This is a genomic window from Bacillus sp. LH1 (assembly GCF_057924895.1).
On sequence record NZ_CM175007.1, the window covers coordinates 3796640 to 3821696 of the forward strand.

Consider the following 25057-nt stretch of genomic DNA (forward strand, 5'->3'; position numbering starts at 1 on the left):
AAATTTTACTTTTTTCTTTTTCCTATACTCACATACTTTCCCTACTTTCATACAATAAACTACACGATTGCCTAAGGATGTGAATGTTATGGGAGTTGAATTAACGCTATTACACGCTCTCTATGTTATTTGTTTACTCACTATTATTACCTTTTTTATTCTCCGGAAAGATACTACAATTATTTGTATCGTTTTTATCTTTTTATTAGCATTAACTGCTACAAGTTCTATCCCTCTTGCCGTTAGCGGCATTTTTCAAAGTTTTATTTACGCCATTACTGAGCTATTACCAACTATATTAATCATTTCTATTATTGTATCCATGAGCAATTTACTCGTTCATACCGGTATAAATGATACAATGATTTCACCATTTACAAAGATGATCCGTACCCCTACCCTCGCCTACTGGATTATTGGCCTTTTGATGATGACAATTTCTTTCTTCTTTTGGCCTTCTCCCGCTGTCGCCTTAATGGGAGCTATTTTATTACCGGTTGCTGTACGCGTCGGTCTCCCCCCAATTGGAGTAGCAATTGCTATGAACTTATTCGGTCATGGGATTGCTTTATCCGGCGACTTCGTTATACAAGGCGCACCAAAATTAACCGCAGACGCTGCTGGTCTCCCTGTTTCCAGCGTCGTATCTGCAAGTGTTCCACTCGTTATCGTTATGGGCGTTGTGACAACTTCCGTCGCTTTTTTCTTCTTACGAAAAGAGTTTCATACAGGCTTAGCTATACAAGAATCTATTCTATCAACTGAGTCTTCTAAAACGCTCACTTCATTATCTCCTCGCACAAAGAAATGGCTCGCTATTTGTATCCCTATCGCATATATCATTGATATCCTTTGCATGATTCAATTTAAACTACAAGGAAGCGACGCAACTGCACTTATCGGCGGAACGACTGTTATTATGATTATCATCATTTCTCTCATCGCCTACAAAGGTAATGGACTAAATAAAACAACCGATTATTTCATAGAAGGGCTCCAATTTGGCTTTAAAATTTTCGGACCAGTTATTCCTATCGCTGCACTCTTTTATTTAGGAGATAGCGGCTTTGTGAAAATTATCGGAGACTATTTACCGAAAGGTTCACACGGAATCATTAACGACTTAGGCATCGCTTTATCTCAAACTGTTCCTTTAAATCAATATGTATCGGCAGGGACATTAACCATCGTGGGTGTCATTACCGGCTTAGATGGATCAGGTTTTTCAGGTATATCACTTGCTGGTTCCATTGCCAATCTTTTTGGAACAGCACTTGGCCATGGAACAGCTACATTAACAGCACTCGGGCAAATTGCAGCTATATGGACCGGGGGCGGGACGTTAATTCCTTGGGCACTTATTCCTGCTGCTGCGATTTGTAAAGTCGATCCATTTGAACTTGCACGCCGAAACTTTTTACCGGTTGTTATCGGTTTAATTGTCACCACGATCGTTGCGATGTTTATCCTATAACGTAAGCAAGTGTTCTCTTGCTTACGTTTTTTGCTTGTAAAATTCATCATGAATTATCAGTTTTCAAGAGGGATTCGTTATTACTCAGCGAAATTATATTAGGAGAGTAATTATTTCAAAACGTTTACGAGAAACAGATTACTGCAATTAGAAAAGGGGACATACCTATGAATGAATTGATTTTCGTCTTATTAATTTGTCCATTATTTATCTTTATCGTATCTGTTATTGGAACACGCAAAACGAAAACGTATTACGTAATGCCGATTGTAACGTTTGCTAGTTTTTTAATAATAGGTGTTATCGCCTTTACTCCAAAATTTTTCTTTTGGGTCGGCATGTATAGCATTTTCTCATTTATTGTTTCTTATGTGACTCTATTGTTTGTAAAAGGATATAAGCTTGCAGAAAGCACTAAGTAGTTAAGGAGATTGTAATATGATTTTCTTTGATATTGATGGAACTTTACTTGATTATGAGGCTGCTGAAAGAAATGGTATTATAGATTTTTTTCAAATATATATTTACTTCTAGTGAACTTGGTATATCGAAACCAGATCCTGAAATTTTTCACAGAACCGTATTACAATCGAACCTTGAAATGAAAGATTGCTATTATATTGGCGATCGATTAGAGACTGATGCGATTAGTAGTACAGCAGCTGGGATGCAAGGGATATGGTTGAATCGGGATAACTCACAACTCAAGTACGATATTCCTACTATCTGTTCGTTACATGAAATTATAACAATGATATAAAAAAACGACCGCGTTCCCCCGCGGTCGTCTTTTTTCGTGTTACGCTGTGATCCAAGCTTCGTTAGCTGGATTTTTACGCCACTCTTGTAATTTTTTCGTTTCAGCTTGTCCAATCATACCTTTTTCTGCTGCAACTTCAGTTAATGCACTGTAATCACTTAAAGAATATGATGCTACGTTAGCTGCTTCTAGTTTTTCTTTTCCTGCTTCTAATTCATATGTGAAGATTGATACGATTCCTAATACTTCACATCCAGCTTCGCGAAGTGCTTCTACACATGTAATTGCACTACCGCCAGTTGAAATTAAGTCTTCTACTACTACGACTTTTTGACCTTTTTCAGCTTTTCCTTCGATTTGGTTCCCTTTACCGTGACCTTTTGCTTTACTACGTACGTAGCACATTGGTAAATCCATACGATCGCTTACCCATGCAGCGTGCGCAATACCAGCAGTTGCTGTTCCTGCAATAATTTCTACAGTTGGGAAGTGCTCTTTAATTAACTTTTCTAATCCAGCTGCAATCGCTTGACGTACTTTTGGATAAGATAAAGTTAAACGGTTATCACAATAAATTGGTGATTTCATACCTGAAGACCAAGTGAATGGATCATTCGGTTGTAAAAATACTGCTCCAATTTCTAATAAATGCGATGCGATTTCTTTTTTCATACTGTTACACCTTCCCACTGTTGTTTTACTGTTTTATACGCTTCAAGCGGATTTTCTACTTTTGTAATACTACGTCCAACTACGATGTAGCTTGAGCCAAGTTCCCTCGCACGTTTCGGTGTTGCTACGCGCACTTGGTCATTTACATCATCGCTTGCAAGACGAATCCCCGGTGTTACTGTTACAAATTCATTTCCGCATACTTCACGTAATTTTGGAACTTCAAGTGTTGAACAAACAACGCCATCAAGTCCACTTTCTTTCGTTAATTTTGCATAATGAGCAACCGCTTCTTCTAACGTTTTCTCAATGCCGATCTCTTTTTTCATCATAGCTTCCGAAGTGCTTGTTAGTTGTGTAACTGCAATACAAATCGGTCTCTCTTTTCCTTCTTGCTTACCTTCCTCTAATCCCTCAATCGCAGCTTTCATCATGCTGCTTCCCCCAGCAGCATGAACATTTACCATATCAACATCTAGACTAGCTAGGCTACGCATAGCGCTTTTTACTGTATTCGGAATATCATGAAGTTTTAAATCTAAGAAGATCTTATGTCCCTTTTCTTTTAAGTACGTAATAATCGCAGGGCCTTCTTTGTAAAATAACTCCATACCTACTTTGACAAATAACTCTTCCCCTTCAAAGTGGTGTAAGAATTGTTCTACTTCTTGTTTCCCTGGAAAATCTAGTGCAACGATTAACGACTGTGACATGTTTGCTTCCAGCTCCTTCCTTGACATTCCGAAATGTGATCAAATCCTAATTCATCTAATAATGCTGGTAACTCTTCAATAATTGTCGGACATACGAATGGATCGATAAAGTTCGCTGTACCTACTGCAACTGCGCTTGCGCCAGCATAGAAGAATTCAATTACATCTTCAGCTGTTTCAATACCACCCATTCCGATAATTGGAATGTTAACCGCTTGGCTTACTTCATGTACCATGCGAATTGCTACTGGCTTAATCGCAGGACCTGATAATCCGCCTGTACGGTTTGCTAAAATTGGTTTAGCTGTTTTTAAATCTAGACGCATACCAAGCAATGTATTAATCATCGTTAAACCATCTGCACCTGCATTTTCAATCGCTTTTGCAATTTCTACTATGTTTGCCACGTTCGGTGACAATTTCACGTATACAGGTACTTCAGAAACCTCTTTTACTCGCTTCGTTAAATCAGCAGCAATTTCAGGATTTGTACCAAAGGCGATACCACCTGTTTTTACGTTCGGACAAGAAATGTTTAATTCTAGTGCATGGACATTAGGCGCTTTAGAAATTTCCTTCGCAACCGCTACGTAATCCTCAGCTTGTGAGCCTGCAACGTTTGCAATAATTGGAAGGTCAAATTGTTCTAACCATGGTAATTCCGAATTCATTACTTTGTCTAATCCCGGGTTTTGAAGTCCGATTGCATTTAGCATGCCCCCTGGTGTTTCAGCAACACGAGGCGTTGGATTTCCATAACGTGGTTGTTCTGTCGTCGCTTTAATCATGATTGATCCTAGTACACTTAAATCGTAAAACTGTGCATATTCACGACCAAACCCAAAGCATCCAGATGCCGGTATAATTGGATTTTTTAATGATAATCCTGGTAATTCAACTTGCAATCTGTTCATAGTACAACCTCCCCGATTGGAAATACTGGTCCGTCGCTACACACCTTCTTGTAAGAATGTCCACTTGGATCTTCTTGTAAGTGGCATACACATGCGAAACAAGCTCCAATACCACAGCCCATACGTTCTTCTAATGAAATATAGGCTTTTTTCTCTTTGTAACGTCCTTCTAATGCACGAAGCATCGCTAGCGGACCACATGAATAAAGAATATCAAAGTCAATTCCGTAATTATCAATTACATCTGTGACAAATCCTTTTGTACCGTGTGTACCGTCTACTGTCGCAACGTACGTATCACCAAGTTCTGCAAATTTTTCTTCATAGAAAACTACATCTTTCGTTTGAAAGCCTAAGATGTGAATAACACGTACACCTTTTGCAACGAGGCGCTGTGATAATTCATAAAGTGGTGGTACACCAATTCCCCCACCTACTAGTAAAGCTGTTTGACCAGCTTCTGCTTCTTCTACAGGAAAACCGTGTCCTAATGGTCCTAGTACATCTACCATTTCACCTTGTTTTCTAGTTGCTAATGTTTTTGTCCCTTGTCCTTCGGCACGATATAGCATTGTAAATTCGTTCTTCTCTTGATCTACATTACAAATACTAATTGGGCGGCGCAGAAGGGGCGCAATGCCCTCTGCTACCTTAATGTGTACAAACTGCCCTGGTTCGTTCATTTGCTGTACTAACGTTCCTTGAAGCACTAATTCGTAAATATTTTTTGCGATTTCTTTTTGGTTAACGACGATCATATTTTGCTTTTGCATCATGCATGTACCACCTCGTGACGCTTTGTTTGCGTAATTTCTTTCATTGAATGAGCTGAGAATGTCATAGATTCTAATACTCGTAAGATTGCTCTTGTTGTATCAAGTGATGTTAAGCAAGCCACACCATTTTCTACTGATTCACGGCGAATGCGGAAACCATCACGCGCTGGTTGTTTACCTTTTGTTAATGTGTTAATTACAAACTGTGCTTTTCCTTGACGGATAATATCTAGTAAGTTGTAGTCTTCAGAATCAATTTTGTTTACAACTTGTACTGGGATATTTTGCTCTTCTAATGATTGTGCTGTTCCAGCTGTTGCTAATAAGTTATAGCCGATTTCGTGGAAACGTTTTGCAATTTCCATCGCCTCTTCTTTATCTTTATCCGCTACAGTAATGATTACTGAGCCGTGCGTTGGGATGTTAATTCCAGAAGCAACTAATCCTTTATATAATGCTTTTTCAAGCGTTAAGTCTTTACCCATTACTTCCCCTGTTGATTTCATTTCAGGTCCTAATGTTGTATCAACTGAGCGTAGTTTCGCGAATGAGAATACCGGAGCTTTTACATATACTTCTTTCTCTTCTGGGTGATAGCCAGTTCCGTATCCTTGCTCTACTAGGTCTTGCCCTAAAATAACTTTCGTTGCAACATTCGCCATCGGTACGCCTGTAATTTTACTTAAGAACGGTACTGTACGGCTTGCACGTGGATTTACTTCAATTACGTACACTTGATCTTTGAATACTACAAACTGGATATTTAGTAATCCAACAATGTTTAATCCTTTTCCAAGTGCAATTGTATGTTCAATGATTTGTTCTTTTAGTTTTTCAGATAAACTTTGTGGTGGATATACTCCAATTGAGTCACCAGAGTGAACTCCAGCGCGTTCAATATGTTCCATAATACCTGGAATGAATACATTCTCACCATCGGAAATTGCATCTACTTCAATTTCTTTACCAACCATGTAACGGTCGATTAATACTGGGTGATCTGCATGAACTTTAACTGCATTTTTCATGTAGTGCAGTAGTTCTTCTTGACGATATACGATTTCCATCGCACGTCCACCTAGTACGTAAGATGGTCTTACTAATACTGGGTAACCAATTTCTTCTGCGATTGCTACCGCTTGTTCTACAGTCGTTGCTGTTTTACCAACTGGTTGCGGGATGCCAAGTTTTGTTAAAGCAGCTTCGAATTTATCACGATCTTCTGCACGGTCTAAGTCTTCAAGTGATGTTCCTAAAATTTTCACACCGTGTTCTTCTAGTTTCGCTGCTAAGTTAATTGCCGTTTGTCCACCGAACTGAACGATAACACCTTCTGGTTTTTCTAAATCGATAATATGCATTACATCTTCAATCGTTAATGGTTCAAAGTATAATTTGTCAGAAATACTGAAGTCTGTTGAAACTGTTTCTGGGTTGTTGTTAATGATAATTGCTTCATATCCAGCTTCTTTAATTGCCCATACTGAGTGAACTGTTGCGTAATCAAACTCAACACCTTGACCAATACGGATCGGACCAGATCCTAGAACTACTACACTCTTACGATCTGTTACAATCGATTCATTTTCGTCCGCATATGTGCTGTAGTAATATGGCGTTGCAGATTCAAACTCTGCCGCACAAGTATCTACCATTTTGAATACTGGCATCATATTATTTTCTTTACGCATATCGTAAATTTCGCGCTCCGTTTTGTTCCAAGCTGCTGCAATGTAGTGATCGCTGAAGCCCATTTCTTTTGCAGTTTGTAGTACTTCCATATTTCCTACATTCGCTTTTACTTCACGTTCCATATTTACGATGTTTTCAACTTTTTGTAAGAAGAAGAAGTCCATTTCACACCATTCATTGATTTCTTCTTTCGTTACACCTTGGCGAATTGCTTCTGCTACAATAAACAGTCGTTCATCATCCGCTTTAATGATACGTTTTTTCATCGTTTCTTTATCAAGTTCTTTTAAGTGGTCTAATTCTAAGTGATAAATGCCAAGCTCTAAAGAACGAACTGCTTTTAGTAATGATTCTTCTAAGTTACGTCCGATTGACATAACTTCACCAGTTGCTTTCATTTGTGTTCCAAGCGTTCTGTTCGCTGATTCAAACTTATCAAACGGCCAACGTGGAATTTTTGAAACAACATAGTCTAACGCTGGCTCGAAGCAAGCGTAAGTTTTTTGTGTTACTGGGTTTACGATTTCATCTAACGTTAAGCCGACTGCAATTTTTGCTGCTAATTTCGCAATTGGATATCCAGTTGCTTTAGATGCTAGTGCAGATGAACGACTTACACGTGGATTTACTTCGATTACATAGTATTGGAAGCTATATGGATCTAGTGCAAGCTGAACGTTACATCCACCTTCAATTCCTAGTGCACGAATAATTCGTAATGACGTGTTACGTAACATTTGGTATTCACGGTCGCTTAGCGTTTGGCTCGGTGCTACAACGATTGAATCACCTGTATGAACACCAACTGGATCGATATTTTCCATGTTACACACTACAATCGCGTTATCATTTGAATCACGCATTACTTCGTATTCAATTTCTTTACAGCCAGCAATACTTTTCTCTAATAAACATTGTGTTACTGGGCTATGTTTTAAACCACTTGTTACGATTTCAATTAGCTCTTCTTCGTTATGACAAATTCCGCCGCCCGTTCCTCCTAATGTGAACGCTGGTCGAACGATTACTGGGTAACCAATTTCGTTTACAAATCCATATGCTTCATCAAGGTTATGAATAATTTCACTTGGTGGTGTTGGTTCATTTAAATCTTGCATTAATGTACGGAATAAATCACGATCTTCCGCTTGCTCGATTGCTGATAATTTTGTTCCTAAAATTTCAACTCCGCACTCGTCAAGTACGCCTGATTTTGCAAGTTCAACAGCCATGTTTAAACCTGTTTGACCACCTAATGTTGGTAGGATTGCATCAGGACGTTCTTTACGAATAATACGGCTTACGAATTCTAATGTTAATGGCTCGATGTATACTTTATCTGCTGTTGCAGTATCCGTCATAATTGTTGCTGGGTTAGAGTTAACAAGGATTACTTTGTAACCTTCCTCTTTAAGAGATTGACAAGCTTGTGTACCAGAGTAGTCAAACTCCGCTGCTTGCCCAATTACAATTGGTCCTGATCCGATTACTAAAATTGTGTTAATGTCTAGGCGTTTTGGCATAACTCTTCCCCTTCTTTCTTGAAGTTTTCAATCATTGTTAAGAAATCTTCGAATAAATCATTTGCATCTTCTGGTCCCGCTGAAGCTTCTGGATGGTATTGTACTGTAAATGCCGGGAACTTCTTATGACGAAGACCTTCTACCGTTCCATCGTTTAAAGCAACATGTGTAATTTCAAGATCTGTATTTTCAACTGATTCTTCTTCTACTGCGTATCCGTGGTTTTGAGATGTAATTGCTACTTTTCCAGTTGCAAGATTTTTTACTGGATGGTTTAAACCACGGTGACCAAATTTCAACTTACTTGTATTTGCACCTGATGCTAGAGCGAACAATTGATGTCCTAGGCAAATTCCGAATAAAGGAACTTTACCGATAATGTCTTTTAACATTTCAATTGCTTCTGGTACATCTTTCGGATCTCCAGGTCCATTACTTAACATAATTCCATCTGGGCTAAGGCGTAAAATTTCTTCCGCTGTTGTGTTGTAAGGAACTACAATTACATCACAGTCACGCTTATTTAATTCTCGTAAAATACCATGTTTCATACCGAAGTCTACTAGTACAACTCGGTGACCACGACCTGGGCTTGGGTATGGATCTTTCGTTGATACGCGTTTTACATGATCTGTAAATACTGTCGCTTTTAATTGGCTTACAATGTACTCTACATCTGCATCCATGTTACAAAGGCGTCCACGTAATGTACCGTATTGACGAATTTTTCTCGTTAATTTTCTCGTATCAATCCCTGCTAATCCTGGGATATTTCTTTCTTTCAAGTAATCATTTAACGAAATTTCATTACGGAAGTTTGATGGGTGATCACAAATTTCGTTTACGATTAAACCATTTACAGATGGGTGAATGGATTCAAAATCGTCACGGTTAATGCCGTAGTTTCCGATTAATGGGTACGTGAATGTTACGATTTGACCGCAATATGATGGATCAGATAATGTTTCTTGATATCCAGTCATTCCTGTTGTAAATACAACCTCACCTGACTTTTCGATTTCGCCTCCGAAACCTGTTCCAATTAATACTGTTCCATCTTCTAAGATAAGTTGTCTTTTCATACTAATGCACTCTCCTTTTGCCATGCGATCTTACCACCAACGATTGTCATTACCGGCCATCCTTGGCATTTCCAACCTGCGAATGGTGTATTTTTTCCTTTTGATAAGAATGTTGTTGGGTCAATCTCTTCTTCTTGTTCTAAATCAATGATTGTAATATCAGCTGCTCTACCTTCTTTTAGGCGACCTGCTTCTAAGCCGAATGTATCAGCTGGCTTTTCTGTTAAGAATTGAATTAACTGTTCTAGCGTAATAACTCCCTTTTTCACAAGGTTTGTGTATAGAAGCGGGAATGCTGTTTCAAAACCAGTAATTCCAAACGGTGCTCTTTCAATTCCTTGTGCTTTCTCTTCCGCTGTATGCGGTGCATGGTCAGTTGCGATCATATCGATCGTTCCATCTAATAAACCTTCAATTAATGCTGCATGGTCTTCTTTTCCACGAAGCGGTGGGTTCATTTTAAAGTTAGGATCAGCTGATGGGATATCATCTTCACATAACACTAGGTGATGCGGTGTTACTTCTGCTGTTACTTTAATTCCAGCGCGTTTCGCATCACGGATTACACGTACAGAACCTTTCGTACTTACATGACATACGTGATAGTGGCAATCTGCTGCTTCAGCAAGCAGTATATCCCTTGCAATATGTACAGATTCACATACTGATGGGATACCGTTTAATCCGTGTTTCTCAGAAAACTTCCCTTCATGTACACAACCTTTATTAATAAGCGTATTCTCTTCACAGTGCGCAACTACTGCCATATCTAATTTTGCTGCACGTTTCATAGCCGCTAACATCATGCTCGCATCTTGTACGCCTACGCCGTCATCTGTGAAAGCAAATGCTCCAAGTTCTTTTAATGTTTCGAAATCTGTCATTTCAGAACCAGCTTGACGTACTGTAATTGCTCCGTATGGTAGTACGTTAACATGAGCTTTTTCTTCAATACGTTTTTGCAAGTCTTCCATATGTTCTCTGCAATCTGGTACCGGGCGTGTATTTGGCATTGCGCAAATTGTAGTGAATCCACCTTTTGCCGCTGCTAGTGTACCTGTTTCAATTGTTTCTTTATGTTCACCACCTGGTTCACGAAGATGTACGTGTACATCTACTAATCCAGGTGCGATTAACTTTCCGTTCACATCGATTACTTCAGCATTATCTGCCGTAATATTTTCTGCTACCTTAGCGATTTTACCGTCTTGTACGAGAAGATCCGTTGCTACGATTTTTCCTTCTTCATTCATATAACGACCATTTTTAAACAAATAATTCATGTTTCATTCCTCCTAATACATTTGGTAAGGCGCGTTTTAGTACAGCCATTCTTACGTAAACTCCATTTTCCATTTGTTTAAATATACGTGAACGCTCACACTCAACAAGTTCACTTGCAATTTCAACATCACGGTTTACAGGAGCTGGATGCATAATAATGCTTCCTTCTTTCATACGCTTTTCTCTTTCTACTGTTAATCCGTGTTTCTCATGATATTCTTTCATAATGTCTGTTTCATAATGATCATGACGCTCATGTTGTACACGGAGTAACATCATTACATCAACTTCTGGAACAAGTTCATCTAATGGTTTGTATGTTCCAAATGTGTTGTCTTCATCTTTCCACTCTTCTGGACTTGCAAAGTAAATTGTTGCACCAAGCTTCGTTAATGCTTCTGCATTAGAACGTGCTACTCGGCTATGACGAACATCTCCTACTATTGCAATCTTCAAACCTTCAAATCTTCCAAACTCTTGTTTAATTGTAAGAAGGTCCAGTAGGCACTGTGTTGGGTGGTTTCCGCATCCATCTCCAGCATTTAAGATTGGAATATTCACCTGATCTTTTAATTCATCGAAGTAGCGATCTTGCTCGTGGCGGATGACCACTGCTTTTGTTCCGATTGATTCTAGTGTTCTTATCGTATCGTATAGAGTTTCTCCTTTTTGTACGCTAGATGCATCAGCTGAAAAGTTTAAAACATCAAGTCCTAATCTCTTCTCAGCAACTTCAAAGCTAAATCTCGTTCTCGTACTATTCTCAAAGAACAAGTTCGCAACAAAAGTTTGCTCTGTCGTTTTGCTCTCTTTTCCATTCGCAAAATCTTCTGCATCTTTTAGGATTTCTGAAATTTCTACTTCCGATAATTCACTCATCGTTAACAAATGGCTCATCGTCATCCCTCATCTTTCTGATTTTTATGTTACCACTTTTGAATTTTTATAACAACCTTTGCATAAAAATACCCTAATCGTGTGAGACTAGGGTGCAAGAAAGAAGCCACCCTTTCCGGTCTCACAGGACTGAATTAAAAGGTTATTATTATGAAGCAATCTGCTTAGATTGTTTTATTTGTTTCGTTTCCGGTAGTAGTAGATTTAACAGTACACCTACAATTGCTGCTAGTGCCATTCCTTCTACTTGGAATGATTCTCCTACGTGAAGTACCGCTCCACCAATACCGATTACTAATATTACTGATGCAATCATTAAGTTTCGTTTGTCACTTAAATCTGTTTTATCATCTACCATCATGCGTAATCCGCTTGATGCGATTACACCGAATAGTAAGATTGATACACCACCCATAACTGGTGTTGGGATTGAATGAATCAGTGCAGAAATCTTACCGATAAATCCGAACATGATTGCGAATACTGCTGAACCGATGAATAAGTATACACTGTATGCTCTCGTAATTGCTAGCACACCGATGTTTTCACCATACGTTGTATTCGGTGGCCCACCGATTAGTGACGCGATTAATGTTGCTACTCCGTCACCGAAGATTGAACGGTGTAAACCTGGTTTTTCAATTAAATCTCTTTTAATAACATTTCCAAGAACAATTTGATGTCCGATATGTTCTGATATTGTTACTAGTGCAACTGGTACCATCAAGAGTACAATCTTCCATGAAAACTCTGGTGTGTATGTTACAAATGGTACTGTGAAATCTGGTACAACAAACCATTTTGCCTCAGCTACCGGCTTTAAGTCTACTAGCCCTTGGAAGTAAGCGAAGATATATCCGCCGATAATGCCAAGTAACACTGGTATGATACTGAAAAACCCTCTTCCAAATATCGAGCATATAATTGTAATTGCTAATGTTACTAACGCTACTGAAAAGTGTGTAAAGCTATATTTGCCATCCGCACCGTTCATCGCCATGTTAACTGCTGTATGTGCTAAAGCTAGACCGATTACCATTACTACTGGACCAACTACGATTGGTGGTAGTAATTTCATAATCCACTCTGATCCTGATTTCTTAATTCCGAGTGAGATTAAGATGTACACAAGTCCTGCTAGCAAACCACCAAGCATTGCCGCTCCCGGTCCACCTGCCGTTTTCGCTGTTATAATCGGTGCGATAAAGGCGAATGATGATCCTAGATAAGCAGGTACTTGACCTTTCGTTATAAGAAGGAATGCTAACGTTCCTAATCCACTTGATATTAATGCTACTGATGGATTCAATCCTGTTAAAAACGGAACAAGTACTGTTGATCCAAACATCGCGAACAAATGTTGTATACTTAAAAATAACCATTTTCCCGGTTTCGGTACTTCATTAACGTCTAACACTGGCTTTTGTTCCATTGTTACATCCTCCTTCAGTTTAAATCTTTGCAATAAAAAAACTCTTTGTGCCTGTGCACAAAGAGTCCTACACTTTCGTATGCCAAATTTGACATATGAAAGCCAAGACCCTTTGGCAGCCTCACAGGACTACATTTAAAAGGGCTTTACTTATCGTATATGCTTACTCGATCTTGTTGATCTGTCTCTTGCAAATCAACTTCGATACGCTCTTCACTTGATGTTGGAATATTCTTCCCTACATAATCAGCGCGAATTGGTAATTCGCGATGACCTCTATCAACAAGAACCGCCAATTGGATTTGAGATGGTCTACCTAAATCCATAAGAGCATCCATTGCTGCTCGAACTGTTCTTCCTGTATATAATACGTCATCCACAAGGATAACTTTTTTCTTCGTAATATCTACAGGGATATCAGAACCTTTTACAAGTGGTTCTTTATTTTTCGATTGTAGTGTTAAATCATCACGATATAACGTAATGTCTAACTCTCCAACTTCCATTTCTTTTCCTTCAATTTGACCAATTCGTTCTGCCAAACGTTGTGCAATAAAAATTCCACGAGTTTTAATTCCGACAAGAACACAATTATCGACACCTTTATTTCGTTCCACGATTTCATGACTAATTCGTGTTAAAGCGCGGCGAATCATTTGGTCATCTAAAACGACAGCTTTCTCTTGCATGCTCTACACCTCCAAGCTTTTTTCTTGCGTGAGAGTAATGGTATAAAAAAAGTCCTCTCAGCGTGTGCGAGAGGACTTTTGAAAAAAGGGTACAACATACCCTAAGTATTTCAAACCGTTACCTTCTCAACCTCACGGGGCTGTGTTAAAGGATCATTATTTAACTGTTGTCAGTATCTCAGTTTTCTTATGATTTGTCAATACTATTTTCGTAAAATATTTAATGCGTCTTCAAACACTTCTGGAATCGGTGCCTCAAACTGAATATATTCACCCGTACGAGGATGATCAAAGCCTAAAATACCCGCATGAAGTGCTTGTCCATTCATATCTAACGTTTTCTTCGGACCATACTTCGGATCTCCTGCAAGTGGATAGCCAATATATTTCATATGAACACGAATTTGGTGCGTACGTCCCGTTTCTAAGCGACATTCTACAAGTGTAAAGTCTTTAAAGCGTTCTAACACTTGGAAGTGCGTAACAGCGTTCTTACCATTTTCATCAACTGTCATACTTTGACGCTCTTTCTTATCACGAGCAATCGGAGCATCAATCGTTCCCTTATCATGCGGAATCACACCGTGTACAATCGCTTTGTAACGTCTCGTTACTGTTTTTGCTACAAGCTGATTCACAAGCGATTCATGTGCCATATCATTTTTAGCAACCATTAATAGTCCAGATGTATCTTTATCAATACGATGCACGATACCTGGACGCATTACACCGTTAATGCCTGATAAGTCTGTACAATGATGCATAAGGCCATTTACAAGTGTACCACTTGTATGCCCTGGTGCTGGATGTACAACCATACCACGTGGCTTATTTACAACAAGCACATCTGCATCTTCATAATAAATTTCTAAATTTAAATCCTCTGGTTGAATATCTAACTCTTCTGGTTCAGGAATTGTTACTGTAATTTCATCTTCTTCTTTTACTTTATAATTCCCTTTTACCGCTTTCCCGTTTACTGTCACAACGTCATCTTTAATCCATTGCTGCACTTGCGTACGTGACCATTCGTTATTTATCCCTGCAACGAATTTATCAATTCGCTCATTTTTTTGCTCTGCTGCAACTGTTACTTGTACTACTTCACTCATTCAATTACTCCTTCGCTTTCTTGCCTTCTAATAATGTTTGAATAATAATTAATACAACACCAATACATAATGCTGAATCAGCTATATTGAATACTGGATAGTTGTACGAGAAAATATACACGTGAATGAAATCCACTACTTCTTGTCTAAATACACGATCAATAAAGTTACCAATTGCCCCGCCCAAAATTAGGCCTAGCGAAATACCTAGAAGCTTGTCTGTTTTCGCATACTTTTTCATATAAAATACAATAAACACTACAAAAACAACTGTAATAATGTAGAAGAACCACATTTTATTTTCTAAAATACCCCAAGCAGCGCCTCTATTTCGATGTGATGTTATGTATAATACATTGTCGATAATCGGAATACTCGTACCCAATTCCATGTTCTTTACAATTAACCACTTCGATATTTGATCGATAGCAATGACGAATAACGCTATTACATAATATATCATTTTCATTTCCCCCACAAAGACAGTGTACCTCAAAATTTTAGCATAGCTGCTACCTTTTCACAATGAACCTTTATAGAAGAATAAAATAAATTAAAAAAAGGTAATATAATATCGTTGTGCGTATTCATACATTTACCTTTTCATAAAAGAATTCATGAATCGTACGGGCAGTCGGCATTGTCTTCATTTGCTTTGTCGAAATTAATCTCCCCGTCTCTTCACAAATACCATACATGTCTATTTCCATTTTAAATAATGCGCGTTCTACATCCTTTAAATCCTCTTTTATATCATGTAATAGCAATTTTTTCTTTATCTCTTCCTTAATTTCATATCCAAGCTCTTGGCTGAACTCGACATCATATTTGTGCATTACTTCTTTAGCTAGTCTCTCTTGCAACTCTTTTCTCATCAATTGCAATTCTTCTTTTATTTCCATGTAAATTTCATTCACGTGTACATTCCTCCTAGCTGTAATGTACAGTTAGTGTGTCCGAAATTTATTTGCTTACCTCACACACATTTTTCCTTCACAGGAAAGAGTCTGAAAGTGATTTTGATATGCCATAAACAAAAAAACTGACTGCATCAATAGCAGTCAGCTTTTTTTATTATTTTACATAGTTTTCTTTAACAACTGTTGCACAACGCTCACATAATGTTTCATGTTCAGCATCTTTACCAATTGTTTCTGAAACTACCCAACAACGTTCACATGTTTCACCAGTTGCTTGAGCAACAACAACCGCTGTATGTTCATACTTCGGTGCATCTGCTGGCGCTTCATCCATCATACCACCAAGTTTATACTCAGAAACGATGAATAATTGCTTTAAGTCTTCGCTAATAGACTCTAACATAGCTTTCATTTCTGCAGTTGGATATAGCGTAATGCTTGCATTTAATGACTTACCGATTACTTTTTCATTACGAGCTACTTCTAGTGCTTTTAACACGTCATCACGTAATGTCATAAATGCATCCCATTTTGTTTTTAACGCTTCCGCGTCATCTAATTGTACAGCTTCTGGCATATCAGTTAATTGTACACTTTCTTCTGTTACGCCTGGAATGTATGGCCATACTTCATCAGCTGTATGCGGTAAGATTGGTGTTACAAGTTTCGTTAACGCAACAAGAACATCATATAATACAGTTTGAATCGCACGACGATCTTCGTGGTTTGCACCTTCAATATATAAAATGTCTTTTGCAAAGTCTAAATAGAATGAACTTAAATCAATTGTACAGAAGTTATGAATTGCATGATACACAGCAGCGAAGTCGTATGTCTCATATGCTTCTTTAACTTTTGTAATTAAGTCATTTAATTTCACTAACATGTAACGATCTACTTCACGAAGTTCAGCTACAGCTACTGCATTTTCACTTGGCTTAAAGTCGTCTAAGTTTCCTAATAAGAAACGGAATGTGTTACGGATTTTACGATACACTTCTGCTACTTGTTTTAAAATATCATCTGAAATACGTACGTCAGATTGATAGTCAACAGAAGATACCCATAAGCGTAAAATGTCTCCGCCTAATTGATCCATAATTTTCTTCGGTACGACAATGTTTCCAATCGACTTACTCATCTTACGTCCTTCACCATCTAGTACGAAACCGTGACTTAGTACGCCTTTATATGGAGCTTTACCTGTTACAGCAACTGCTGTTGATAATGAAGAGTTAAACCAACCACGATACTGGTCAGATCCTTCTAAATATAAATCAGCTGGACGCTGTAAATCTTCGCGCTCTTCTAATACCGCTTGGTGAGAAGAACCTGAATCGAACCATACATCCATGATGTCTGTTTCTTTACGGAATTCGCCATTTGGGCTACCTGGATGTGTAAATCCTTCTGGTAATAGATCTTTCGCTTCACGCTCGAACCATACGTTAGAACCGTGTTCACGGAATAAATCTGCTACATGGTTAATTGTTTCATCCGTAATAATTGGATCACCATTCTCAGCATAGAATACCGGAATTGGCACACCCCATGCACGCTGACGAGAAATACACCAGTCACCACGGTCACGAACCATATTATGAAGACGAGTTTCTCCCCATGCTGGTACCCATTTTGTTTCTGCTACAGCTTCTATTAATTCTTTACGGAATGCTTCAATAGATGCAAACCACTGTGCTGTCGCACGGAAAATAATTGGTTTTTTCGTTCTCCAATCATGTGGGTATGAATGTGTAATGAATGTTAGTTTCAGTAACGCGCCTACTTCTTCTAATTTTTCTGTAATTGGTTTATTAGCTTTATCATAGAATAAGCCTTCAAATCCAGGTGCCTCATTTGTTAATACACCTTTATCATCGACTGGGCAAAGTACTTCTAATCCATACTTTTTACCAACAACGAAGTCATCTTCCCCGTGTCCTGGTGCTGTATGAACACAACCTGTACCTGCATCTGTTGTTACGTGGTCTCCTAGCATAACTAATGAATCACGATCGTAGAATGGATGTTTTGCAACTGTGTACTCAAGTTCGCTACCTTTTACTGTTTTCACAACTTCAGCATTTTCCCACTCTAACGTTTTTGCAACTGTCTCAAACAGCTCAGAAGCAATGATATATTTCTCATCGTTTACTTTTACAATGCTATATTCAAGCTCTGGGTGAACAGAAATACCTAAGTTTGCAGGTAATGTCCAAGGTGTCGTTGTCCAAATGATGTACTTTTCATCACCTTCTAATACGTTCTTTCCATCTTTTACAGGGAATGCTACGTAAATAGATGCTGATTTTTTATCTTGATATTCAATTTCAGCTTCCGCTAAAGCAGATTCACTCGTTGGAGACCAGTAAACTGGTTTTTGACCTTTATAGATATAACCTTTTTTCGCCATGTCACCAAACACTTTGATTTGTTGTGCTTCATAAGCTGGCTCTAAAGTAATATATGGATTATCCCAATCTGCACGTACACCTAGACGCTTAAATTGTTCACGTTGACGTTCTACTTGTTCATATGCATACTCTGCACATAACTTACGGAACTCAGCAACTGTCATTTCTTTACGTTTTACACCTTTATTTGTTAAAGCTTGTTCAATTGGTAAACCGTGCGTATCCCATCCTGGAACATATGGCGCACTAAAACCAGTCATTGATTTATAACGAACAATAAAGTCTTTTAATACTTTATTTAATGCATGTCCCATATGAATGTCACCATTCGCATATGGAGGTCCATCATGCAATACAAATAAAGGACGTCCTTTTGTATGTTCTTGTACTTTTTCGTAAATATTCATTTCAGCCCATTTTTCTTGCATTGCAGGCTCACGTTTTGGTAAATTCCCACGCATTGGGAACTCTGTTTTTGGCATCAGTAATGTATTTTTGTACTCCATGCTCAATTCCTCCTTACATGTATAAAAGAAACTCTTAAAAAACGGAATAAAAAAGAGACCTTCTCATCCCAAAAAGGGACGAGAAAGTCTCCCGCGGTACCACCCTAGTAGATCATATACATATGTATAGAATCCTCTTTATATTCTTAACGCGAATACACGCCTACGCTTACTCTATTTGTTCAGCGCGGAACTCCAGGGTGATATTCCCACTATCTCCTTATCCTGAGCTTACACCATCCTCAGTTCGCTATATAAGGTTTGAAAAGGTACTTATCCCTATCTTCGTTTTTCTTAATAAATATGTTGTTTAAAATTATATGTAATAATGAGAAAAACGTCAAGCTTACACTGTTTCTTCTTTTTTCAACAGTTCATCTACTTCGTCTTCTAATTCAATTAGTTTATCCCAATCATCGTTGTTTAACATCTCAAGCTGTGTTTCTAATAACATACGGAAACGAGTTCGGAATACTTTCGCTTGTTTCTTTAGCTCTTCAATATCAAAAGCAACTTTTCTTGATTTTACTAATGCTTCGTTAATAATACGATCAGCATTCTTTTCAGCTTCACGCACAATTAATTTCGCTTCTTTTTGCGCATTACGTTTTACTTCTTCCGCTGCTTCTTGTGCAACGACGATAGATTTGTTTAACGTATCTTCAATATTAGAGAAATGATCTAACTTCCCTTCTAACTGCGCAACTTTTTCTTCTAAAGCTTTTTTCTCACGAATGACCAATTCATAATCTTTGATAATTTGATCAAGAAACTCATTTACTTGATCTTCATCATAGCCACGGAATCCGCGACCAAATTCTTTGTTATGAATATCTAATGGTGTTAACGGCACAACGCCACCTCCAAGTAGTTATCTAAATTTCCTCTTTCAATTATATCTTTTCTTCGACAAAATAGGAGGATTTCCTTCTAAAAAACCAATCATTTTAGTATACCATACAAAATTCTCCATTTGTCGCGTTTTGTTCTACCTTCTACAGAAAATAATTTACTTCGGCCATATCCTCTAACAGAAAAAACATCTCCTGGATAGCATTCATAAGAAGTTTGCTCCACTGTTTTCCAATTGACTTTTACTAAACCATTTTTTATGAAAGGTTGTACTTTCTGTCTAGATAAATGTAACATTTCAGCTAACATAACATCTAAACGAAGTGAAGAAACCGTTCCAGATTTCTCTCCCCACGTTTCATCTATCTGTAGAATTTGTTCTCCTTGCACTGACGCTAAAGAGACTTTTACTTTCCCTATTGATTGTAAGTTCATCTCAATATACGATACAATTTCTTTCGCAACTACAATTTGGGCACGATTTTCTTGCAGCAAAATATCACCACATTTTTCTCTTGTTAAACCAAGAGACATAAATGTACCTAATATTTGCCTATGTTCTAGCGTATAAAACTTGGAAGGATAGTCAATTTCTAATACTTCTACTTGAAATTCTTCTTCATTTAATTCTAGATAGTCTGGATAAATAAGTGCTCTTTTACGCTCTGCATTAGGCGTTGCACCACCAAATTGTACAGCAACATCACCTTGTCCTATTACCATAGAAACAATTTGTTGTTGCCTAGGATCAAGAAAATCCGTTAACTTCACTTGATGGTACTCCGCCGCTCGCTTCCACTCTAGCACTTTATCCACAAAGACCTCCTCATCAGGCCTAAAATGTTCGTAGATGCTCATGTATTTACCTTCTTACTATAAGAAATAGCTTAATAAACTGAACAAACCAGTTTTAGCAAGTTTCAACGCAAAGATCGCAACGATTGGAGAAATATCAATCATTCCAAGCGGCGGAATAAAGCGGCGGAATGGTTCTAAATACGGTTCACAAATACGTGCCAGGAACTCTCCAAAAGATGATTCCTTTGCACCAGGAAACCATGATAGGAGAATGTAAATAATAAGTGCCCACGAGTAAATCTCGATAGCATAACTTAACACTATAAAAACTGTTGTCATGGCGTATTACCACCTCTTTATATTTGTTTCTTCTTCTTCACCGAATAACTCTGAAATCGCACCAACAATATCTACATTTTCAGGTGTACACATAAATGTTTTCGGCCCTATTTTTTGAATGTCCCCGCCTATAGCGTATACAGTACCACTTAAAAAGTCAACGATACGTACCGCTTGATCAGTAGACATTCTCTGCAAATTAATTACAACAGCTCGTCTACCTTTTAAGTGGTCCGCAATCCCTTGTGCTTCCGAATATGTGCGTGGTTCTAATAAAACAACTTTTGAAGATTGTTTTGCTGTTTCAATACTCACAACATTTTGCTTCGGTTGCGCTTTCGGAAACGTAACGTCTTGTTGTTCTGGTGGATCTTGCTGCTTTTTCATGTCTATTTGCTCCTTTTCATAACCATATTGAGCTGCTTCTTTTTCTTCCGGTGTATCAAAAAAGAAGTATTTTACTTTTGACCAACTCATAATAAGATTCTCCTTCCTTTTACGCTTTTCCTACTAAAATCGTTCCCAAACGAATATATGTAGCCCCTTCTTCAATTGCAATTGTGTAATCGTTGGACATTCCCATTGATAATTCTTTACATGGCGCATGTAATAACTCTAGCTCCTGCACCTCTGTTTGCAGCATACGTAATTCCTTAAAACAGCGTCTGATTTCTTCCTCTTCTTCTGTAAATGGAGCCATCGTCATTAGTCCAACCACTTCAATTTTATCGAATTCTTGCAAACTTTGAATAAAAGAAACAACCTCTTCTCTTGCCAATCCTTGCTTCGATTCTTCAGATGAGGTTTTCACTTGAATAAAGCATTTCACTTTCTTATCAGCACGTTTCTGAATTTCTTTCGCCAGCGAAAGACGATCTAACGAATGTAAATAATCAATTTCATTAATGATTTCTTTTACTTTTCTCGTTTGTAATGAGCCAATAAAGTGCCAATTAACTTTTGAACCGAAATGCTCGTATTTCTGTAAGAAACCTTCATTTCTATTTTCACCTAAATCGATAATTCCAGCTTCAATTACTTCGTTTGTTTTTTCAATCCCTACAGTTTTTGTAACTGCAACAAGTTTAATATCTTGCAACGAACGTCCAGCTCGAGCGCAAGATTCTTTAATAGCTTCATTTACAATTACTAAATTTTCTTGTACTGTCACTTGCTTCCTTCCCCCTTAAAACCTATGAAACTCAACATTCTTCCTGTCTTACCTTGATCACGACGATGAGAGAAAAATAGTTGCTCTTCACAGCTTGTACAAAGAGATGACATTACAATATGCTCTTCTTTTATGCCTGCTTGTACACATAATATACGATTAATTTCTTTTAAATTAATTGCGTACTGCCCGTCAGAAATTTTTTGATGAGGAACAGCACCGCTAACTACTTCCTGTGCTGCTGTTAATACACGATCATCCACAACATAACAACAAGATCCGATCGACGGCCCAATTGCAACATGAATTTCATCACTTGAAATACCTTCTGCATTCCACTTTTGAATCATTTCCTTTGCAATCTCTTGTACAGTGCCTTTCCATCCAGCATGCGCAAGTCCTATCATACCATGTGATGGTGCATAAAAATAGAGCGGAACACAATCCGCGTAACAAGACGTTAACAGAACATCTTCATTACTCGTATAAATGCCATCTGTTTTTGAAATGCCGTCCTCATATGAATAGACACCACTTCCCTTTTCCTGTTGCCCTACTTTTTCAACATGATGAGCATGAACTTGTTCAGAGCAAATCCAGTTTTCTAATGGTTTTTGTAACTTATTTGCTAAAATGCGTCTGTTTTCATGAACGTTCTCCACGATATCATTCACATGTAATCCTAAATTCATCGCATGAAAGGAGCCCGTACTTATCCCACCATCTTTTGTCGTAAATCCAGCAGTAATGTTTCCAAGTTCTTTCCACGCTTGTAAATACAGTATACCGTCCACATATTTAAATGGTTCTCTCATAATAAAGCGGCTCCTTTTAATTAAAATAACAGAAAAAAGCATGGTACTTCCTGTCTATTTTACCATACTTTTATTTTTTCATAATCCTAACAGAAAAAAAAGAGGAATTTGTAATATTCTTTATGAAATTGTCGGTGTTTGTATTGATTCTGTTACAGAATTAACAGGATTTACTCTTACAAGTATGACATCTTCCCCAATTTTCACAATTTCCTTCCAAGGAATTACAATCTCAACATCTTTTCCAAAAATACCTAGCATACGTGTCTGTTTGGAAATAATAACAGAACAAATTTTCCCTGTGTTCATATCAATTTCAATATCTCCAATATTCCCAATCCTTTTTCCATCTGAAATATTTATAACATCCTTCATCTGTAATTCTGAAATTCGTATCACCATTTTTATCCTCTCCCTTATATGACAAATTGGAAACTGTTTCTCATATTTACAGGAAGCCACCTATACGAAACACCATGCTAGTTTCATTATATGAACACTAATCCCCTACTATGAGCACAAACCATATTACATATAAAAAGGTCTCACCATAATTGGTGAGACCTTATCCTTGAATCGTTTTATTCATTTGTTTAATGGCTGACTTCTCTAAACGTGATACTTGCGCTTGGGAAATCCCAATTTCTTCTGCAACTTCCATCTGTGTCTTTCCTTGGAAGAAACGTTTTCTAATAATCATTTTCTCTCTATCATTTAAACGCTTCATTCCTTCTTTCAATGCTAATTCTTCAACCCACTGCTCGTCCTTTTGTTTTTCATCACTTAACTGATCCATAACAAAGATAGGATCTCCCCCATCATTATAAATCGGTTCAAATAATGAAACTGGATCTTGAATCGCATCTAAAGCAAATACTATCTCTTCATGAGTTACTTCTAGCACTTTTGCAATATCCATTGCTGTTGGTTCTTTTGAATTTTCTGCAATCAATTTTTCTCTTACTTGTAAAGCTTTATACGCAATATCTCGCAATGAGCGCGATACGCGAATCGGATTATTATCACGCAAATATCTGCGTATTTCCCCAATAATCATCGGCACAGCATACGTTGAAAATTTTACATTTTGGCCTAAATCAAAATTATCAATTGATTTCATAAGTCCGATGCAACCAACTTGAAATAAATCGTCAACATATTCTCCTCTGTTATTAAATCTTTGGATGACGCTCAGTACAAGACGTAAGTTTCCATTCACTAATTTTTCTCTTGCGCTTATCTCTCCACTTTGCATTTCACGAAATAATTTACGCATCTCTTCATTTTTTAATACTGGAAGTTTAGCTGTATCAACACCGCAAATTTCTACTTTGTTTCTCGTCAAAGTGTTCCCTCCTATCGGGAGTTGCTGTACAGTGTAAAGTATTTCCTTTGAAGGGGATTTTATGCATGTGGTTTTTTCACGATTTATTATTTAAATTATCTTTCCTAATACAACTAAATAGAATAAGACCAGCCTACATAACGGCTGGTCTTATTCTTTACACCATTTTATTAAATTCTTTTCGTAATCTTTTTATAATTCTTTTTTCTAAACGCGAAATGTATGACTGTGAAATCCCAAGCATATCAGCCACATCTTTTTGCGTCTTTTCCTCTCCTCCAGCAAGCCCAAACCGAAGTTCCATAATTTGTTTTTCACGATCATTTAATTGGTGTAATGCTTTCATTAAAAGGTGACGATCTACAGTAGCTTCTAAATCTTTTGTAATAATATCATCATCTGTACCTAACACGTCAGACAATAACAGTTCATTCCCATCCCAATCAATGTTTAGTGGTTCATCAAAAGAAACTTCCGAACGATTTTTGTTATTTCGACGTAAATGCATTAAAATTTCATTTTCTATACAACGCGATGCATATGTTGCTAATTTTATTTTCTTTTCTGGATTAAATGTATTTACCGCTTTAATAAGGCCGATTGTTCCTATACTAATCAAATCTTCAATATTTATCCCTGTATTTTCAAACTTTCTTGCTATATATACAACGAGCCTTAAGTTACGTTCAATAAGTAATGACCTTGCTGCCTGATCTCCTTTTGGCAATTTATTCAAAAGAACTTCCTCTTCTTCTTTTGTTAACGGTGGTGGCAACGCTTCACTTCCACCAATATAATAAATTTCATCGGTCTTAATTCCTAATTTCAGCAATACTTTATACCAAAGGTATACTAAATAAAATTTTAATTTCATCAT

25 protein-coding genes, 1 pseudogene and 1 other annotated feature are annotated in these 25057 nt (G+C 37.6%); of the genes and pseudogenes, 3 read left to right on the forward strand and 23 right to left on the reverse strand.

Annotation, left to right across the window (positions count from 1 at the left end; all coding sequences use genetic code 11):
• Window positions 1-88 precede the first annotated feature (88 nt).
• The 3 genes and pseudogenes from ACX9TM_RS19500 to ACX9TM_RS19510 all read left to right on the forward strand — a co-directional run.
• Entirely contained in the window at window positions 89-1474 is a 1386-nt protein-coding gene (locus ACX9TM_RS19500; RefSeq protein ID WP_065382112.1) for a hypothetical protein, read from the forward strand.
• 167 nt (window positions 1475-1641) lie between these two features.
• Window positions 1642-1896, forward strand: coding sequence for a YbeF family protein (locus tag ACX9TM_RS19505; RefSeq protein ID WP_016125154.1), 255 nt, complete (start codon window positions 1642-1644; stop codon window positions 1894-1896).
• A gap of 86 nt (window positions 1897-1982) precedes the next feature.
• Window positions 1983-2234, forward strand: a pseudogene (locus tag ACX9TM_RS19510) (HAD family hydrolase); the annotation flags it as partial.
• A 39-nt stretch (window positions 2235-2273) separates the two neighbouring features.
• On the opposite strand, the gene pyrE reads toward ACX9TM_RS19510, so the two are convergent.
• The 23 genes from pyrE to sigE all read right to left on the reverse strand — a co-directional run bounded on the left by pyrE (window position 2274) and on the right by sigE (window position 25057).
• Window positions 2274-2906 carry an orotate phosphoribosyltransferase gene (pyrE, locus tag ACX9TM_RS19515; protein ID WP_065382111.1) on the reverse strand — a complete coding sequence of 211 codons (633 nt, stop codon included), beginning with the start codon at window positions 2904-2906 and terminating at the stop codon, window positions 2274-2276.
• Window positions 2903-3619 carry an orotidine-5'-phosphate decarboxylase gene (gene pyrF, locus ACX9TM_RS19520; protein WP_072770070.1) on the reverse strand — a complete coding sequence of 239 codons (717 nt, stop codon included), beginning with the start codon at window positions 3617-3619 and terminating at the stop codon, window positions 2903-2905. Before pyrF ends, pyrE begins: the two co-directional genes overlap by 4 nt.
• Window positions 3604-4533 (reverse strand): dihydroorotate oxidase B catalytic subunit, encoded by a 930-nt coding sequence (gene pyrD / locus ACX9TM_RS19525; protein ID WP_001081049.1) that lies wholly within the window; start codon window positions 4531-4533, stop codon window positions 3604-3606. The genes pyrF and pyrD overlap by 16 nt, the downstream gene beginning before the upstream one ends.
• Window positions 4530-5309, reverse strand: coding sequence for a dihydroorotate oxidase B electron transfer subunit (pyrK, locus tag ACX9TM_RS19530; RefSeq protein ID WP_000983359.1), 780 nt, complete (start codon window positions 5307-5309; stop codon window positions 4530-4532). Before pyrK ends, pyrD begins: the two co-directional genes overlap by 4 nt.
• Entirely contained in the window at window positions 5306-8524 is a 3219-nt protein-coding gene (gene carB / locus ACX9TM_RS19535; RefSeq protein ID WP_001126101.1) for a carbamoyl-phosphate synthase large subunit, read from the reverse strand. The genes pyrK and carB overlap by 4 nt, the downstream gene beginning before the upstream one ends.
• Entirely contained in the window at window positions 8509-9606 is a 1098-nt protein-coding gene (locus ACX9TM_RS19540; RefSeq protein ID WP_000828680.1) for a carbamoyl phosphate synthase small subunit, read from the reverse strand. The genes carB and ACX9TM_RS19540 overlap by 16 nt, the downstream gene beginning before the upstream one ends.
• Complete coding sequence (pyrC, locus tag ACX9TM_RS19545) at window positions 9603-10889, reverse strand: dihydroorotase (RefSeq protein WP_001108367.1); 1287 nt, start codon at window positions 10887-10889, stop codon at window positions 9603-9605. The genes ACX9TM_RS19540 and pyrC overlap by 4 nt, the downstream gene beginning before the upstream one ends.
• A complete protein-coding gene (gene pyrB, locus ACX9TM_RS19550; protein WP_000018849.1) occupies window positions 10873-11787 on the reverse strand; it encodes an aspartate carbamoyltransferase in 915 nt (304 codons plus the stop codon). Before pyrB ends, pyrC begins: the two co-directional genes overlap by 17 nt.
• 148 nt (window positions 11788-11935) lie before the next feature.
• The gene (gene uraA, locus ACX9TM_RS19555; protein ID WP_000435928.1) at window positions 11936-13219 is read right to left on the reverse strand and encodes a uracil permease; all 1284 of its coding nucleotides are present in this window, start codon (window positions 13217-13219) and stop codon (window positions 11936-11938) included.
• A 146-nt stretch (window positions 13220-13365) separates the two neighbouring features.
• A complete protein-coding gene (gene pyrR, locus ACX9TM_RS19560; protein WP_001156491.1) occupies window positions 13366-13908 on the reverse strand; it encodes a bifunctional pyrimidine operon transcriptional regulator/uracil phosphoribosyltransferase in 543 nt (180 codons plus the stop codon).
• A 203-nt stretch (window positions 13909-14111) separates the two neighbouring features.
• Window positions 14112-15020, reverse strand: a complete 909-nt coding sequence (locus tag ACX9TM_RS19565; RefSeq protein WP_000005829.1) for an RluA family pseudouridine synthase — start codon at window positions 15018-15020, stop codon at window positions 14112-14114.
• Between the two features lie 4 nt (window positions 15021-15024).
• The gene (gene lspA / locus ACX9TM_RS19570; protein ID WP_000642180.1) at window positions 15025-15483 is read right to left on the reverse strand and encodes a lipoprotein signal peptidase LspA; all 459 of its coding nucleotides are present in this window, start codon (window positions 15481-15483) and stop codon (window positions 15025-15027) included.
• Window positions 15484-15607: 124 nt separating this feature from the next.
• On the reverse strand, window positions 15608-15937 hold the full coding sequence (locus tag ACX9TM_RS19575) for a TraR/DksA C4-type zinc finger protein (protein WP_001002956.1): 330 nt from the start codon (window positions 15935-15937) through the stop codon (window positions 15608-15610).
• A gap of 157 nt (window positions 15938-16094) precedes the next feature.
• The gene (ileS2, locus tag ACX9TM_RS19580) at window positions 16095-18860 is read right to left on the reverse strand and encodes an isoleucine--tRNA ligase (protein ID WP_000455951.1); all 2766 of its coding nucleotides are present in this window, start codon (window positions 18858-18860) and stop codon (window positions 16095-16097) included.
• Window positions 18861-18931: 71 nt separating this feature from the next.
• Window positions 18932-19155 (reverse strand) — a binding site (T-box leader).
• 51 nt (window positions 19156-19206) lie between these two features.
• Window positions 19207-19713: a septum site-determining protein DivIVA gene (gene divIVA / locus ACX9TM_RS19585; RefSeq protein WP_001131611.1), complete on the reverse strand. Its 507-nt coding sequence runs from the start codon at window positions 19711-19713 to the stop codon at window positions 19207-19209.
• An 89-nt stretch (window positions 19714-19802) separates the two neighbouring features.
• A complete protein-coding gene (locus tag ACX9TM_RS19590) occupies window positions 19803-20570 on the reverse strand; it encodes a YlmH family RNA-binding protein (protein ID WP_002164454.1) in 768 nt (255 codons plus the stop codon).
• A gap of 15 nt (window positions 20571-20585) precedes the next feature.
• On the reverse strand, window positions 20586-20849 hold the full coding sequence (locus tag ACX9TM_RS19595; protein WP_000214233.1) for a YggT family protein: 264 nt from the start codon (window positions 20847-20849) through the stop codon (window positions 20586-20588).
• A gap of 6 nt (window positions 20850-20855) precedes the next feature.
• Window positions 20856-21326 carry a cell division protein SepF gene (locus ACX9TM_RS19600; RefSeq protein WP_065382281.1) on the reverse strand — a complete coding sequence of 157 codons (471 nt, stop codon included), beginning with the start codon at window positions 21324-21326 and terminating at the stop codon, window positions 20856-20858.
• A gap of 19 nt (window positions 21327-21345) precedes the next feature.
• Window positions 21346-22020: a YggS family pyridoxal phosphate-dependent enzyme gene (locus ACX9TM_RS19605; RefSeq protein ID WP_065382280.1), complete on the reverse strand. Its 675-nt coding sequence runs from the start codon at window positions 22018-22020 to the stop codon at window positions 21346-21348.
• The gene (pgeF, locus tag ACX9TM_RS19610; RefSeq protein WP_017657591.1) at window positions 22017-22835 is read right to left on the reverse strand and encodes a peptidoglycan editing factor PgeF; all 819 of its coding nucleotides are present in this window, start codon (window positions 22833-22835) and stop codon (window positions 22017-22019) included. The genes ACX9TM_RS19605 and pgeF overlap by 4 nt, the downstream gene beginning before the upstream one ends.
• A gap of 120 nt (window positions 22836-22955) precedes the next feature.
• The gene (locus ACX9TM_RS19615; protein WP_000236745.1) at window positions 22956-23237 is read right to left on the reverse strand and encodes a YlmC/YmxH family sporulation protein; all 282 of its coding nucleotides are present in this window, start codon (window positions 23235-23237) and stop codon (window positions 22956-22958) included.
• A 163-nt stretch (window positions 23238-23400) separates the two neighbouring features.
• On the reverse strand, window positions 23401-24180 hold the full coding sequence (gene sigG, locus ACX9TM_RS19620) for an RNA polymerase sporulation sigma factor SigG (protein WP_000197755.1): 780 nt from the start codon (window positions 24178-24180) through the stop codon (window positions 23401-23403).
• A gap of 157 nt (window positions 24181-24337) precedes the next feature.
• Entirely contained in the window at window positions 24338-25057 is a 720-nt protein-coding gene (gene sigE, locus ACX9TM_RS19625; protein ID WP_000976948.1) for an RNA polymerase sporulation sigma factor SigE, read from the reverse strand.